Raw genomic sequence first — 13,584 nt, 5'->3', positions numbered from 1 at the left:
GGCCTTTTTTGCAAGCTGTGCTGATCAGATGGGCTTGCGCACCATCTGCAGCACTTCTCTAACTTCAGGGGTGTCCAATGCACCTTCTGGCTCTTTGCGGCGCAGGAACAGGTCCATCAGATCGTTGTCTGCCAAGTCCATCAGGGCAGACAAACCAATTGCGTGTCTCCGCGTCAATTGGCTGCCATGGGTGGCGAAAAACTTCTCGATGTAGAGATCGTTCTCGACCAGGCCGCGGCGGCTTCGCCACCGCAGCAGGTCGCGCTCCCGTTCTTCGAGGATTGCGTCCATGTCGTTCATGGATCAGATGGCGCGACGCACCATCAGCTCCTTGATCTTGCCAATGGCCTTCGTGGGGTTCAGGTGCTTGGGGCACACGTCCACGCAGTTCATGATGGTGTGGCAACGGAACAGACGGTAGGGGTCTTCCAGGTTGTCCAGGCGCTCGCCGGTGGCGGTGTCGCGGCTGTCCGCGATGAAGCGGTAGGCCTGCAGCAGACCGGCAGGGCCCACGAACTTGTCGGGGTTCCACCAGAACGAGGGGCAGCTGGTCGAGCAGCTGGCGCACAGAATGCACTCGTACAGGCCGTTGAGCTCTTCGCGCTCTTCGGGCGACTGCAGGCGTTCCTTGCTGGGCGTCGCGTAGATGTCGCTTTGCAGGTAGGGCTTGATCGAGTGGTACTGCTTGAAGAACTGCGTCATGTCCACGATCAGGTCGCGGATGACGGGCAGGCCGGGCAGGGGTTTGAGAACGATGTCGCCCTTGAGGGTGTTCATGTTCGTCAGGCAGGCCAGACCGTTCTTGCCATTGATGTTCATGGCATCCGAACCGCACACGCCTTCGCGGCAGGAGCGGCGGAAGGAGATGGTGGGGTCCTGGGCCTTGAGCTTGACCAGTGCGTCCAGCAGCATGCGTTCGTGGCCGTCGAGTTCGATCTCCACGGTCTGCATGTAGGGCTTGGCATCCTTATCGGGATCGTAGCGGTAGATCTTGAAAGTACGCTTCATTTGATATTTCTTTCGTGGGCTGCTGCTGGATTAGAACGTGCGGACCTTGGGTGGCACGGATTCCACGGTCAGGGGCTTGAGGTTCACAGGCTTGTACGACAGGCTGTTGGAGGCGCTGTCCCACAGGGTGTGCTTCATCCATTCCTTGTCGTTACGACCCAGTGGGCACTCGGCGTCGTCCGCAGGGCGTTCGTAGTCGTACACGGTGTGGGCACCACGGCATTCCTTGCGGGCGGCAGCGGAGGTCATGGTGGCCTGGGCCACTTCGATCAGGTTGTCCACTTCCAGCGCTTCCATGCGGGCGGTGTTCCAGACCTTGGACTTGTCCTTCAGGGTCACGGAGCCGACGCGTTCGCGGATGGCGTTGATCTTGACCGTGCCTTCGTCCATGCCCTTTTGCGTGCGGAACACGCCAGCGTGCTGCTGCATGGCGGCGCGGATGTCGCCGGCGATGTCCTGGGCGTAGGTGCCTTCCTTGGATTCATCCAGCTGGTTCAGGCGGGCCAGGGTGCGGTCGGAACCGTCAGCGGGCACGGCAGCATGGTCGCCGAAGCCGTTGACGAACTGCACGATGTGCTTGCCGGCCGACTTGCCGAAGACCAGCAGGTCCAGCAGCGAGTTTGTGCCCAGGCGGTTGGCGCCGTGCACCGACACGCACGAGCATTCGCCCACGGCGTACAGGCCATTCACCACGCGGTTTTGCTGGCCGTCCCAGGTCACGACCTGGCCGTTGATGTTGGTGGGGATGCCACCCATCTGGTAGTGGATGGTGGGCACCACAGGGATTGGTTCCTTGGTGATGTCCACGTTGGCGAAGTTGTGGCCGATTTCTTCCACCGAAGGCAGGCGCTTGCGGATGGTGTCGGCGCCCAGGTGGTCCAGCTTCATCAGGATGTAGTCCTTGTTGGGACCGCAGCCGCGACCTTCCTTGATTTCCTGGTCCATGGAGCGCGACACGAAGTCACGGGGTGCCAGGTCCTTCAGCGTGGGCGCGTAACGCTCCATGAAGCGTTCGCCTTCGCTATTCAAAAGAATAGCGCCTTCGCCGCGGCAGCCTTCGGTCAGCAGCACGCCAGCACCGGCCACGCCGGTGGGGTGGAACTGCCAGAACTCCATATCCTGCAGCGGGATGCCGGCGCGCGCCGCCATGCCCAGGCCGTCACCGGTGTTGATGAAGGCGTTGGTCGAGGCCGCGAAGATGCGACCGGCACCGCCGGTGGCCAGCAGCACGGCCTTGGCGTGCAGTTCGTACAGGTCGCCGGTTTCCAGTTCCAGGGCTGTCACGCCGACCACATCACCCTGGGTGTTGCGGATCAGGTCCAGGGCCATCCACTCCACGAAGAAGTTGGTCTTGGAGGCGACGTTCTGCTGGTACAGCGTGTGCAGCATGGCGTGACCGGTACGGTCAGCGGCCGCACAGGCGCGTTGCACGGGCTTTTCGCCGTAGTTGGCGGTGTGGCCGCCAAACGGACGCTGGTAGATGGTGCCATCGGGGTTGCGATCGAACGGCATGCCGAAGTGTTCGAGCTCGATCACGACGTTGGGTGCTTCACGGCACATGAACTCGATCGCGTCCTGGTCGCCCAGCCAGTCAGAGCCCTTGATGGTGTCGTAGAAGTGGTAGTGCCAGTTGTCTTCCGACATGTTGCCCAGCGACGCGGACACGCCACCCTGGGCGGCCACGGTGTGCGAACGGGTGGGGAAGACCTTGGACAGCGAGGCCACGCTCAGGCCGGCGCGGGACAGTTCCAGGGCGGCACGCAGACCGGAGCCGCCAGCGCCAACGATGACAACGTCGAACTTGCGCTTGGTGATATTTGCTTTGGAGTAGCTCATTCTTAACCTTCAATCGTGGAGGATCAGGCAGTTGCCGATCACAGACGCCACAGAACCTGGAAAGCCCAGCCGGCGCAGCCGACCAGCCAAACAATCGTGAACACCTGCAGCGTCAGGCGCAGGCCCACGGATTGGACGTAGTCCATCCACACATCACGCACACCGACCCAGACGTGCCAGACCAGCGCAATGATCACGCCAAAGGTGACGAACTTCATCCACTGGGCAGCGAAGATGCCAGCCCACAGCTCATAGCCAATCTCGCCTTGCGCGAAGATCAACTGGGCCAGGACCACGATGGTGAACAGCACCATCAGGGCGGCGGTGACACGTTGAGCCAGCCAGTCACGAATGCCGTAGTGGGCACCGACCACGGTGCGCTTGGAGCCGTAATTCACGGACATGATGTCTTTTCCTTATCGTGAGGGTGCGGTTGCTCAGTACAGGCCAAACAGCTTGGCGCCCAGTACCACGGTCAGGCCCACGCTGATCACCAGGACGGTGAGGGCGGAGGACTTGCCGAATTCTTTGTTCACCACGTTGTGGTTCACATCCATAAACAGGTGGCGCAGGCCGGCTGTCAGGTGGTGCAGGTAGGCCCAGATGATGGCCAGCGCAACCAGCTTGATGATCCAGCCGGGAACGAAGCCGCAGCCTTCGTTGAAGACGGCCTTGAACTTGGCGAACGAAAACTCGGACGACAGCGAGGCATCGAACATCCAGATGATGAACGGCAGCAGCAAGAACATGATCACGCCGCTGATGCGGTGCAAGATCGAAACAATGCCTGCTGGGGGTAAGCGATAGGTTCGAACGTCGTTAAAAACGTTGATATTGCGGAACTCGGGCCGCTTCTTTTTTGCTAGCTCTGTCATGGCGGGGTACTTTCGTGGATGTAACTGCGTTGTAATCGCGCGGGAGCAAAAGAATCAAAATTCTATTGCAATGGCGCAGGTAGCGGGCTGTGCTGACGCGATTGTTTTTTGTTGCTGTCTCTGAAGGCGTGGTCAATCAGCTCAGGGCATTCTTGTAGTGGTGTGTGTCTGTTCTGTAGATACCGCGTCGTAACTCCATGGGAATATCGTTGTAGGTGTAGGCAATCCGCTCCACGCTGAGCAGTGGGGTGCTGGCGGGAACCTGTAGCAGCTGTGCTTGTGCCTCGTCGGGCAGGACCGCACGCAGCTTCTCGTCGGCGCGCACCATGCGCACCCCGAAATCACCTTCGAACATCGCGTAGGTGGGACCTTGGTAGTTGGCCATCTGTTCTGCGGTCAGTCCTTTGAAGGGATGGCCGGGTAACCAAATGTCTTCCAAAATGGTCGGGATACCGCTGAACGCCAGGATGCGGCGCACCTGCACCACAGTGTCGCCGCTGCGCAATGCCAGCAGGCGGGCAATTTCTGCCGGGGCGCGCACACGTTTGCACTCTAGGATCGTGCGCTGCGCGCGGCCTTCGCCTTCCAGGTTGCCAACGTCCGGGTGCAGCTTCAGGAAGCGGTATTGCACCTGTTGGGCCGAGTGAGTGGCCACGAAAGTGCCTTTGCCCTGTCGGCGCATGACCAGGTTTTCTGCGGCCAGTTCGTCGATCGCTTTGCGCACCGTGCCCTGGCTGACCTTGAAGCGTGCCGCCAACTCCATCTCGCTGGGGATGAGTTCTCCTGGGCGCCATTCGCCGGCTTGCAGGCTTTGCAGAATCAGGCCTTTGATCTGCTGGTACAGCGGGCTGAAGGCTGGGGTCAGTGGGGGGGCTGTATTCGCAGTGGGCCCGGGAGCACTGTCAGCAGAAAAAGATTGCGAAGAGGACATATTGGTGGTTGGAAGGTCAGAGCCTCCGGATGCGAATTCTGGACTGTCGAGAGGTCGCTGGCTTGAGGGTTGATCATATCTTATATAAGACATAAGACAAATTGACCAGGCGACCAAATCAGGGGTACACTTGCCGACTGTTTACGGAGCACTGGCTACTGGTGACAGATGCTGGAGCGACGGTGCGCCGACAACTGTTTATTTCCGAAATCTGGAGTTTTCACCATGAGCAAGAAGCCCGTTCGTGTTGCCGTCACCGGCGCCGCAGGTCAAATTGGTTACGCCCTGTTGTTCCGTATCGCATCCGGCGAAATGCTGGGCAAGGATCAGCCCGTTATTCTGCAGCTGCTCGAAATTCCTGACGAGAAGGCACAGAACGCACTGAAGGGCGTGATCATGGAGCTGGAAGACTGCGCCTTCCCGCTGCTGGCTGGTATTGAAGCACACAGCGACCCCATGCAAGCCTTCAAGGATACCGACTATGCCTTGCTGGTGGGTGCTCGCCCGCGCGGCCCCGGCATGGAGCGTGCCGATCTGCTGGCTGCCAACGCCCAGATCTTCACCGCCCAAGGCAAGGCCCTGAACGCCGTGGCTTCGCGCAACGTCAAAGTGCTGGTGGTCGGCAACCCCGCCAACACCAACGCCTACATCGCCATGAAGTCGGCGCCCGATCTGCCTGCGAAGAACTTCACCGCCATGCTGCGCCTGGACCACAACCGCGCGGCTTCCCAACTGGCTGCCAAGGCCGGTTTCAAGGTGGGCGACATCAAGAAGCTGACCGTGTGGGGCAACCACTCGCCCACCATGTACGCCGACTACCGCTTCGCCACCGTGGATGGCAAGTCCGTCAAGGACACCATCAACGACCAGGACTGGAACGCCAACGTGTTCCTGCCCACCGTGGGCAAGCGCGGCGCTGCCATCATCAACGCCCGTGGCCTGTCTTCGGCTGCTTCGGCTGCCAACGCTGCCATCGACCACATGCGCGACTGGGCGCTGGGCTCGAACGGTGAGTGGGTGACGATGGGTGTGCCCTCCAACGGCGAATACGGCATTCCTGCCGGCATCGTATTCGGCTTCCCTGTGACCACTGAAAATGGCGAGTACAAGATTGTCGAAGGCCTGGCCATCGATGCCTTCTCGCAAGAGTGCATCAACAAGACCCTGGCTGAACTGCAGGGCGAGCAGGACGGCGTCAAGCACCTGCTGTAATCCGCTGGCCTATGCTCGACTGGAACCCCGCGCTCTACCTGCGCTTCGCCTCGGAGCGCACGCGCCCTGCGGCTGAGTTGCTGGCGCGGGTGCCGCTTGACCCTGCCCAGGTTCGCCACGTGGTGGACCTGGGCTGTGGCCCCGGCAATTCCACCGAGCTGCTGGCGCAGCGCTTTGTCCATGCCCAGGTGCTGGGTGTGGACAATTCCCCGGCTATGCTGGCCACGGCCCGGCAACAACTGCCGCAGGTCCGGTTCGAGCTGGATGACATCGCCACCTGGGCTCCTCAGGCAGGCACGCCGGCTCCGGACCTGATTTTTGCCAACGCTTCGCTGCAATGGGTGTCTGCCCATGAGGTGCTGATCCCCCGGTTGCTGTCGCTGCTGGCGCCAGGTGGTGTCCTGGCCATCCAGATGCCCGACAACCACCAGCAGCCCTCGCACCGACTGATGCGCGAAATCGCACAGCTGCCGCAGTTCGCCAGCCACATCGGGCAGGTCGAACTTTTGCGCACTGAGATTCTCCCGATCGGGACTTACTACGATTTGCTGGCCGCCCCTGGGGCGCAGTCGGCCGCGGTGGATGTGTGGCACACCATCTACCAGCACCCCATGGCATCGCCTGCCGCCATCGTGCAATGGTTGCGCAGCACCGGTCTGAAACCATTTGTCGAAGGCTTGCCTGCTGGATTGCAGGCCGACTTCGTGCAGGCCTATGAACACCGTGTGGATGCCGCCTATCCCGCACGTGCCGACGGCCAGCGTTTGCTGGCTTTCCCCCGTCTTTTCCTGGTTGCCCAGCGTAGCGCATGACCACCACTACCACCGCCCATCCTGCCGAGGTGCTGCTGGACGCCCAGGCGGCCGGCGCCTTGCACCTGCCGGTGTGCGACCACTACAGCGGGGTGGAAGAGCGCATGCGCAAAAGCCTGCAGCTGCAGGCCCAGATGCTGCAGGAGTTCGGCTCCTGCGTCTTTGATGTGACGCTGGATTGCGAGGACGGCGCATCGGTGGGGCAGGAGCAGGCACACGCCCAGTTGGTTGCTCAACTGGCGCGCGGGGCGGTGGCTGGCGCCCGGGTGGCTGCCCGGGTGCATGCGGTGGACCACCCGGCCTTTGTGCAGGACATGGACATCATCGCCGGCGAGGCTGGGGCCCACCTGTGCCACATCATGCTGCCCAAGGTGGAGAGCGTGGAGGACGTGCTCAAGGCTGAAAAAGCCCTGCAACGCGCGACAGGCGTGCGTGTGCCGCTCCATGTTTTGATTGAATCGCCCGCAGCCGTGCACCGTGCTTTCGAGATCGCTGCCCATCCGGCGGTGCAGAGCATCTCTTTCGGCCTGATGGATTTTGTCTCCGCGCACGGTGGCGCCATCCCTGCCAGTGCCATGGGGGTGCGCGGCCAGTTCGAGCACCCGCTGGTCGTGCGGGCCAAGCTGGAAATCGCCGCGGCCTGCCATGCCTTTGGCAAAGTGCCCTCGCACTGCGTGGTGACCGAATTCAAGGACACGGCCGCTTTGCAGGCCGCCGCCACGCAGGCCAGCCAGAGCCTGGGCTACACCCGCATGTGGAGCATCCATCCGGCGCAGATCCGTCCGATTCTGGCGGCTTTCGCCCCGGCCATGGCCCAGGTGCAGGAAGCCTCCACCATCCTGGTGGCCGCCGCCGCCCAGCACTGGGCGCCGATCAGCCACGAGGGCGTCTTGCACGACCGTGCAAGTTACCGTTATTACTGGCAGTTGCTGGAGCGTGCACACCGCACCGCCATGCCGCTGCCGCAAGAAGCGCGACAATGGTTCGTTACAGAGGCAGCATGAGCATGCCTTGGTGTTCAACGAACCTATTTTTTGGAATTGCAGGAGTCCGCATGAAACATTTGATTGCCTCCATTGTGCTGATCGCTCCCGCACTGGCGATGGCTGCCACCCCCGACACGGCGGCGCAGAAATCGGCCAAGGCCACCACCCCGGTCAAGAAGACCGCGGCCGTGAAGAAAACCACGCCACCCTCCACCGCGCGCAAGGTCGCCGGGGCAGGGGCGGCCGCCGCAGCCGCCTCGGCGGCGGTGCTGGCGCCCCGTGCACTCAATGCCGACGAGCTGGCACTGGCCGACCGCGTGCACACCGGCAACATTGCCTGTGAGCTGGGCCAGCACGTGAATGTGTCCAAGGACGCCCAGAACCCTGGCCACTTCATGGTCAGCGGCAAGGGTTTCAACTTCCACATGTCCCCCGTGGGGACCAGCACCGGCGTGGTGCGTCTGGAAGACCAGAAGGCCGGCGCCGTGTGGCTGCAGATCGCGAACAAATCCATGCTCATGAACCAAAAGGCCGGCCAGCGGCTGGCGGACGAATGCATGAGCCCCGAACAGCTTCAGGTGGCCGAGGCCATCAAGAAGAGCCCGCCCCCCAGCCTGCTGGACGCACCGAGCAAGTAAGCCCTTGCCAGGACCAAAGCGCTGTCAAACGCTGCCCCACTCTTAGAAAACCAATGGAGAGAGAACCATGTTGAAAGCCTACCGTGACCATGTGGCCGAGCGCGCCGCACTGGGCATTCCTCCGCTGCCCCTCGATGCCAAGCAAGTGGCTGAACTGATCGAACTGATCAAGAACCCTCCTGCGGGCGAAGATACCTTCCTGCTGGACCTGCTGACCCACCGCGTGCCACCCGGCGTGGACGATGCCGCCAAGGTCAAGGCGTCTTTCCTGGCCGCCGTGGCCCACGGTGACCTGAAGGTGGGCCTGATCTCCAAGGCCAAGGCCACCGAGCTGCTGGGCACCATGGTGGGCGGCTACAACGTGCACCCCCTGATCGAGCTGCTGGACGACGCCGAAGTGGCGGGCGTGGCCGCCGATGCGTTGAAGAAGACGCTGCTGATGTTCGACTTCTTCAACGACGTCGCCACCAAGGCCAAGGCCGGCAACGCCAAGGCCAAGGAAGTGATGCAGAGCTGGGCCGATGCCGAGTGGTTCACTTCGCGTCCCAAGGTCCAGGAAAAGATCACCGTCACCGTGTTCAAGGTGCCCGGCGAAACCAACACCGACGACCTGTCGCCCGCGCCCGATGCCTGGAGCCGTCCCGACATCCCGCTGCACTACCTGGCCATGCTGAAGAACACCCGTCCCGACGCGGCCTTCAAGCCCGAGGAAGACGGCAAGCGTGGTCCCATGCAGTTCATCGAAGACCTGAAGAAGAAGGGCCACCTCGTGGCATACGTGGGTGACGTGGTGGGTACCGGTTCTTCGCGCAAGTCGGCGACCAATTCCGTGATCTGGGCCACTGGCCAGGACATCCCCTTTGTGCCCAACAAGCGCTTTGGTGGTGTGACCCTGGGCGGCAAGATCGCCCCCATCTTCTTCAACACCCAGGAAGACTCGGGTTCGCTGCCGATCGAAGTCGACGTGTCCAAGCTGGAAATGGGCGACGTCATCGACGTGCTGCCCTACGACGGCAAGCTGCTCAAGAACGGTGAAACCGTTGCCGAGTTCGCCTTGAAGAGCGACGTGCTGCTGGACGAAGTGCAAGCCGGTGGCCGTATCAACCTGATCATCGGCCGTTCGCTGACCGCCAAGGCCCGTGAATTCCTGGGCCTGCCTGCCTCGACCGCGTTCCGTCTGCCCTCGGCACCGGCCGCATCCAACGCCGGCTTCACCCTGGCGCAGAAGATGGTCGGCCGTGCTGTCGGCCTGCCCGAAGGCCAGGGCGTGCGCCCCGGTACCTACTGCGAGCCCCGCATGACCACCGTGGGTTCGCAAGACACCACCGGCCCCATGACCCGCGACGAGCTGAAGGACCTGGCTTGCTTGGGCTTCTCGGCCGACCTGGTGATGCAGTCCTTCTGCCACACGGCGGCCTACCCCAAGCCCGTGGACGTGAAGACCCACCGCGAACTGCCTGCCTTCATCTCCAACCGCGGTGGCGTGGCCCTGCGTCCTGGCGACGGCGTGATCCACAGCTGGCTCAACCGCCTGCTGCTGCCCGACACCGTCGGCACCGGTGGTGACTCGCACACCCGCTTCCCCATCGGCATTTCCTTTCCCGCCGGCTCCGGTCTGGTGGCCTTCGGTGCCGCCACGGGCGTGATGCCCCTGGACATGCCCGAATCCGTGCTGGTGCGCTTCAAGGGCACCATGCAGCCTGGCGTGACCTTGCGTGACCTGGTGCATGCGATCCCGCTGTACGCCATCAAGGCCGGTCTGCTGACCGTGGCCAAGGCCGGCAAGAAGAACATATTCTCCGGCAAGATCCTGGAAATCGAAGGTCTGCCCGACCTGAAGGTGGAGCAGGCGTTCGAGCTGTCCGATGCCTCGGCCGAGCGTTCCGCCGCCGGTTGCACGATCAAGCTGAACCCCGAGCCGATCAAGGAATACCTGACCTCGAACATCGTTCTGATGAAGAACATGATCGCCGACGGCTACCAGGACGCCAAGACCCTGCAGCGCCGCATCGAGAAGGTCGAAGCCTGGCTGGCCAAGCCCGACCTGCTGGAAGCCGACAAGGACGCCGAGTACGCCGCCGTGATCGAGATCGATCTGGCCGACATCAAGGAACCCATCGTCTGCTGCCCCAACGACCCCGATGACGCCAAGTTCCTGTCCGAAGTGGCCGGCACCAAGATCGATGAAGCCTTCATCGGTTCGTGCATGACCAACATCGGTCACTTCCGCGCAGCGGCCAAGCTGCTGGGAGGCCAGCGCGACATCCCCGTGAAGCTGTGGGTGGCACCGCCCACCAAGATGGACCAGAGCGAGCTGATCAAGGAGGGCCACTACGCCGCGTTCGGCACCGCCGGCGCGCGCACCGAAATGCCCGGCTGCTCGCTGTGCATGGGCAACCAGGCACAAGTGCGCGAAGGTGCGACCGTGATCTCCACGTCCACCCGCAACTTCCCCAACCGTCTGGGCAAGAACACCAACGTGTTCCTGGGCTCGGCCGAGTTGTCCGCGATTGCTTCGCGCCTGGGTTACCTGCCTTCCAAGGACGAGTACCTGAAGGAAATGGGCGTGATCGATGCCGACAAGGCATCGGTCTACCGCTACATGAACTTCGACCAGATCGAAGAGTACGCTGAAGTGGCCAAGGGCGTGAACGCCTAAGTCGTTCCGGCCGCAAGCCAAGGCCTGCTGCGCATCGCGCGGCAGGCTTTTTTTATGCAGGCCGTGGGCAGGGCCCACTGCGTTGCGGGGGACCTGGATGTTGACGGCGCAGCCGCGCTGGGGGCGTTAGCATCGGTGCTCGAAGATCGGTGGATACAAGGAGCCGCATGTTGCGAACAATCCGTTGGCTGGTGGGGATGGTCCTGTGCGCCAGCGTTGTGGTGCCCGGGCTGGCGGCCGAGCCCTGCACCCAGGCCGCGCCGCTGTTTGCGGCAGTCACGGCCAACCATCCAGCCGAGATCCGGCGCCTGCTGGACTGTGGCGCGCCGCTGGAGGCGCGCAATACCGCCGGCCAGACCCCACTGCTGGTGGCTACCCACCACAACCATGTGGCCGCCGCCCGGGCCTTGATCGAGGCCGGGGCCGATGTCAATGCCAAGGACCAGATCCAGGACAGCCCCTACCTGTACGCCGGGGCCCGGGGCCATCTTGACATCCTGCAGATGACCCTGGCGCACGGCGCGGATCTGCGCAGCCTGAACCGCTACCAGGGCACGGCGCTGATTCCGGCGGCAGAGCGTGGCCATGTGGAAGCCGTGCGCCTGCTGATCCAGGCGGGTGTGGATGTGAACCACGTGAACCGCCTGGGCTGGACCGCGCTGATCGAGGCCGTGGTGCTGGGCCAGGGCGGCGAGCGCCACCAGCAGGTGGTGCAGGCGCTGGTGGATGCCGGGGCCGACGTGAACCTGCCCGATGCCCAGGGCCGCACGCCCCTGGCCTTGGCCCAGGCCCATGGATACCCAGAGATTGCCCGCATTTTGCGTCGGGCAGGAGCACATTGAAGATGACAGTGACACACGACGACACACAGTTTTTGCGCGAAGCCATTGCGCTGGCGTATGCCAATGCCGAGCAGGGCGGGCGCCCATTCGGGGCCGTAGTGGTCAAGCAGGGCGTGGTGATCGCCTCGGCCGTCAACGAGATCCTGCGCAGCAACGATCCCACGGACCATGCGGAAATGCTGGCCATCCGCCGGGCCAGCCAGCACCTGGCCTCGCCGAATCTGCAGCACTGTGTGGTGTATGCCAGTGGCCACCCCTGCCCGATGTGCCTGGCGGCCATGCGCATGGCGGGTGTCAGCCAGGTGGTGTTTGCCCATTCGAATGCGGATGCCGCGCCGTTTGGCCTGTCCACTGCGGCGATCTACGAAGAACTGGCCAAGCCGTTCGCCCAGCAGTCCATGGTCATCCGCCATGTGCCCGTGCGGCTGACCGAGCGGCCCGGCCTGTACGCCGACTGGAAGCAGCGGCAGACGCCGCACTGAGGCCGGGGCCTGTCGCGCCCACGTGCCAGGCGCCAGGCCCTAGCGCATCGAGTGCAGGCCGATCAGGTTTTCGTCCGGGTCGGTGATCAGGGCGATGAAGCCATATGGGCCGATCGGCATCTTGTCGCGCACCACGGTGCCGCCCTGGGCCACCGCGCGGCCGGCTTCGACGGCGCAGTCCTCGCAGCTGAAATAGATCAGCGTGCCGCCGTTGCCGGACGGCGCTGCCGGCATGTGGACCAGGGCACCGGCCGCACCCCCGGCCTCGGGCTGCATGGGGAAGGCCCACATCTCCATGTCGCTGCCGTCGGCGCCGGGTGGGGCCAGGGCTTCCAGCGTGCGCGACAGCACGTTTTCATAGAACGCCTTGGCCCGGTCCATGTCCTGCACATAGATTTCGAACCATCCAACGGGATTGCGTGTCATGGCAGACCTCCTGGGGGGATGCAGCGGGGGCGTGGCACGGGGCCACCGTGTGTCCCGATTGTCGAAGTCTGGCCCGCCAGGGATGCAGGACGGCGGCTTTTCTTCCAGCAGGTGCACGCGTTGTGGCCTAAAAACCATAGCTGACTGCGTAGGTGCAGTCAGGGTTTCCTGCCATTTTGTGTACCCACCTCAATCCTGCATGCCCGCCCCGGACTCAGGGGGCAGCGGCCGACCCTGGCGCGGCAGATGGAGCGTCGGCAGGGGCGCTGGGTGCGGCATCCCCGCGCAGCGCGCCCAGCTTGGCCTGCAGCCAGTCGTCATAGCCTTTGTGCACCAGCTCGTAGGTCTGGGCAATGCCGGCCGCCACCGGGCTGTCCGCACCCAGCACGCCCAGGCTGTTCAAGATGTCTTCCGCCTCCTGGTAGCCCTGCTCGAAACCACCGCGGATCAGCTCCACAAAATCCTGGGCCACCTCGGCCAGCTCCTTGTCGGGGTAGCGGGCCGCATAGGCGTCGAACATGGCGGTGGACAGGCCCACGATGCGGCCTGCCGTGGCCTGCGCGCTGTGGTCCTGGCCCATGGCGTTCTGGATGGCGTCGGGGCCCAGTTCGGGCGCCAGCTCCTGGTTGATGGCGTCCACCGCCGTGCGGTACAGCAGGGCCAGGCTGTCGTTGCCGGTCTTCAGGCTGACCTGCAGCGAGGCTTCCAGGATCTGCGCATTGCGCAGGTTCTGCTGGCCCTGGCTGCTGGCGGTGGCGGTTTTCTGCGCCTCGTCCAGCGGCGTGCTCTTGGCAGGCACGGCCGTGTCGGCAGAAGCGGGGGCGGGGAGGGGGGGAACGTTCAGCATGGTGCTCTCCAGAGGCAACACAGGCCGACA

15 protein-coding genes are annotated in these 13,584 nt (G+C 63.4%); 7 read left to right on the top strand and 8 right to left on the bottom strand.

Features of this window, described 5'->3' with window-relative positions; all coding sequences use genetic code 11:
* Window positions 1–24: 24 nt before the first annotated feature.
* From FYM52_RS16365 to FYM52_RS16340, 6 genes are all read right to left on the bottom strand, one after another.
* Window positions 25–300 (bottom strand): succinate dehydrogenase assembly factor 2, encoded by a 276-nt coding sequence (locus FYM52_RS16365; RefSeq protein WP_154164879.1) that lies wholly within the window; start codon window positions 298–300, stop codon window positions 25–27.
* A 3-nt stretch (window positions 301–303) separates the two neighbouring features.
* On the bottom strand, window positions 304–1,008 hold the full coding sequence (locus tag FYM52_RS16360) for a succinate dehydrogenase iron-sulfur subunit (protein ID WP_042412378.1): 705 nt from the start codon (window positions 1,006–1,008) through the stop codon (window positions 304–306).
* Window positions 1,009–1,038: 30 nt separating this feature from the next.
* Window positions 1,039–2,844 (bottom strand): succinate dehydrogenase flavoprotein subunit, encoded by a 1,806-nt coding sequence (sdhA, locus tag FYM52_RS16355; RefSeq protein WP_045266448.1) that lies wholly within the window; start codon window positions 2,842–2,844, stop codon window positions 1,039–1,041.
* A 38-nt stretch (window positions 2,845–2,882) separates the two neighbouring features.
* On the bottom strand, window positions 2,883–3,248 hold the full coding sequence (sdhD, locus tag FYM52_RS16350) for a succinate dehydrogenase, hydrophobic membrane anchor protein (RefSeq protein ID WP_042412374.1): 366 nt from the start codon (window positions 3,246–3,248) through the stop codon (window positions 2,883–2,885).
* A 33-nt stretch (window positions 3,249–3,281) separates the two neighbouring features.
* Window positions 3,282–3,719: a succinate dehydrogenase, cytochrome b556 subunit gene (gene sdhC, locus FYM52_RS16345; RefSeq protein ID WP_043387223.1), complete on the bottom strand. Its 438-nt coding sequence runs from the start codon at window positions 3,717–3,719 to the stop codon at window positions 3,282–3,284.
* Window positions 3,720–3,855: 136 nt separating this feature from the next.
* Window positions 3,856–4,650 carry a GntR family transcriptional regulator gene (locus tag FYM52_RS16340; protein WP_042412369.1) on the bottom strand — a complete coding sequence of 265 codons (795 nt, stop codon included), beginning with the start codon at window positions 4,648–4,650 and terminating at the stop codon, window positions 3,856–3,858.
* A gap of 225 nt (window positions 4,651–4,875) precedes the next feature.
* On the opposite strand from FYM52_RS16340, the gene FYM52_RS16335 reads away from it, so the two are divergent.
* From FYM52_RS16335 to FYM52_RS16305, 7 genes are all read left to right on the top strand, one after another.
* Window positions 4,876–5,862: a malate dehydrogenase gene (locus FYM52_RS16335; RefSeq protein WP_154164878.1), complete on the top strand. Its 987-nt coding sequence runs from the start codon at window positions 4,876–4,878 to the stop codon at window positions 5,860–5,862.
* Window positions 5,863–5,873: 11 nt separating this feature from the next.
* A complete protein-coding gene (gene tam, locus FYM52_RS16330) occupies window positions 5,874–6,674 on the top strand; it encodes a trans-aconitate 2-methyltransferase (protein ID WP_154164877.1) in 801 nt (266 codons plus the stop codon).
* Window positions 6,671–7,678, top strand: a complete 1,008-nt coding sequence (locus FYM52_RS16325) for a CoA ester lyase (protein WP_154164876.1) — start codon at window positions 6,671–6,673, stop codon at window positions 7,676–7,678. The genes tam and FYM52_RS16325 overlap by 4 nt, the downstream gene beginning before the upstream one ends.
* A 50-nt stretch (window positions 7,679–7,728) precedes the next feature.
* Window positions 7,729–8,298 (top strand): hypothetical protein, encoded by a 570-nt coding sequence (locus tag FYM52_RS16320; protein WP_042412358.1) that lies wholly within the window; start codon window positions 7,729–7,731, stop codon window positions 8,296–8,298.
* A gap of 67 nt (window positions 8,299–8,365) precedes the next feature.
* Window positions 8,366–10,957 (top strand): bifunctional aconitate hydratase 2/2-methylisocitrate dehydratase, encoded by a 2,592-nt coding sequence (acnB, locus tag FYM52_RS16315; RefSeq protein WP_154164875.1) that lies wholly within the window; start codon window positions 8,366–8,368, stop codon window positions 10,955–10,957.
* Between the two features lie 167 nt (window positions 10,958–11,124).
* Entirely contained in the window at window positions 11,125–11,799 is a 675-nt protein-coding gene (locus FYM52_RS16310; protein WP_154164874.1) for an ankyrin repeat domain-containing protein, read from the top strand.
* Between the two features lie 2 nt (window positions 11,800–11,801).
* Window positions 11,802–12,281 carry a nucleoside deaminase gene (locus tag FYM52_RS16305; protein WP_042412351.1) on the top strand — a complete coding sequence of 160 codons (480 nt, stop codon included), beginning with the start codon at window positions 11,802–11,804 and terminating at the stop codon, window positions 12,279–12,281.
* Between the two features lie 39 nt (window positions 12,282–12,320).
* Here FYM52_RS16305 and FYM52_RS16300 read toward each other — a convergent pair whose 3' ends face one another.
* Window positions 12,321–12,707 carry a VOC family protein gene (locus FYM52_RS16300; RefSeq protein ID WP_154164873.1) on the bottom strand — a complete coding sequence of 129 codons (387 nt, stop codon included), beginning with the start codon at window positions 12,705–12,707 and terminating at the stop codon, window positions 12,321–12,323.
* A 214-nt stretch (window positions 12,708–12,921) separates the two neighbouring features.
* Window positions 12,922–13,554 (bottom strand): DUF5610 domain-containing protein, encoded by a 633-nt coding sequence (locus FYM52_RS16295; protein WP_162524757.1) that lies wholly within the window; start codon window positions 13,552–13,554, stop codon window positions 12,922–12,924.
* Between the last annotated feature and the right edge of the window lie 30 nt (window positions 13,555–13,584).

It is taken from the genome of Comamonas sp. CAH-2 (genome assembly GCF_009668305.1).
Classification (GTDB): Bacteria; Pseudomonadota; Gammaproteobacteria; order Burkholderiales; family Burkholderiaceae_C; genus Comamonas; species Comamonas aquatica.
This window is presented reverse-complemented; position numbering and strand designations above follow the sequence as displayed.

Coding starts and splice junctions, on each gene's coding strand:
- FYM52_RS16365 (WP_154164879.1), bottom strand. CDS start 300: ATGAACGACATGGACGCAATCCTCGAAGAACGGGAGCGCGACCTGCTG.
- FYM52_RS16360 (WP_042412378.1), bottom strand. CDS start 1,008: ATGAAGCGTACTTTCAAGATCTACCGCTACGATCCCGATAAGGATGCC.
- sdhA (WP_045266448.1), bottom strand. CDS start 2,844: ATGAGCTACTCCAAAGCAAATATCACCAAGCGCAAGTTCGACGTTGTC.
- sdhD (WP_042412374.1), bottom strand. CDS start 3,248: ATGTCCGTGAATTACGGCTCCAAGCGCACCGTGGTCGGTGCCCACTAC.
- sdhC (WP_043387223.1), bottom strand. CDS start 3,719: ATGACAGAGCTAGCAAAAAAGAAGCGGCCCGAGTTCCGCAATATCAAC.
- FYM52_RS16340 (WP_042412369.1), bottom strand. CDS start 4,650: ATGTCCTCTTCGCAATCTTTTTCTGCTGACAGTGCTCCCGGGCCCACT.
- FYM52_RS16335 (WP_154164878.1), top strand. CDS start 4,876: ATGAGCAAGAAGCCCGTTCGTGTTGCCGTCACCGGCGCCGCAGGTCAA.
- tam (WP_154164877.1), top strand. CDS start 5,874: ATGCTCGACTGGAACCCCGCGCTCTACCTGCGCTTCGCCTCGGAGCGC.
- FYM52_RS16325 (WP_154164876.1), top strand. CDS start 6,671: ATGACCACCACTACCACCGCCCATCCTGCCGAGGTGCTGCTGGACGCC.
- FYM52_RS16320 (WP_042412358.1), top strand. CDS start 7,729: ATGAAACATTTGATTGCCTCCATTGTGCTGATCGCTCCCGCACTGGCG.
- acnB (WP_154164875.1), top strand. CDS start 8,366: ATGTTGAAAGCCTACCGTGACCATGTGGCCGAGCGCGCCGCACTGGGC.
- FYM52_RS16310 (WP_154164874.1), top strand. CDS start 11,125: ATGTTGCGAACAATCCGTTGGCTGGTGGGGATGGTCCTGTGCGCCAGC.
- FYM52_RS16305 (WP_042412351.1), top strand. CDS start 11,802: ATGACAGTGACACACGACGACACACAGTTTTTGCGCGAAGCCATTGCG.
- FYM52_RS16300 (WP_154164873.1), bottom strand. CDS start 12,707: ATGACACGCAATCCCGTTGGATGGTTCGAAATCTATGTGCAGGACATG.
- FYM52_RS16295 (WP_162524757.1), bottom strand. CDS start 13,554: ATGCTGAACGTTCCCCCCCTCCCCGCCCCCGCTTCTGCCGACACGGCC.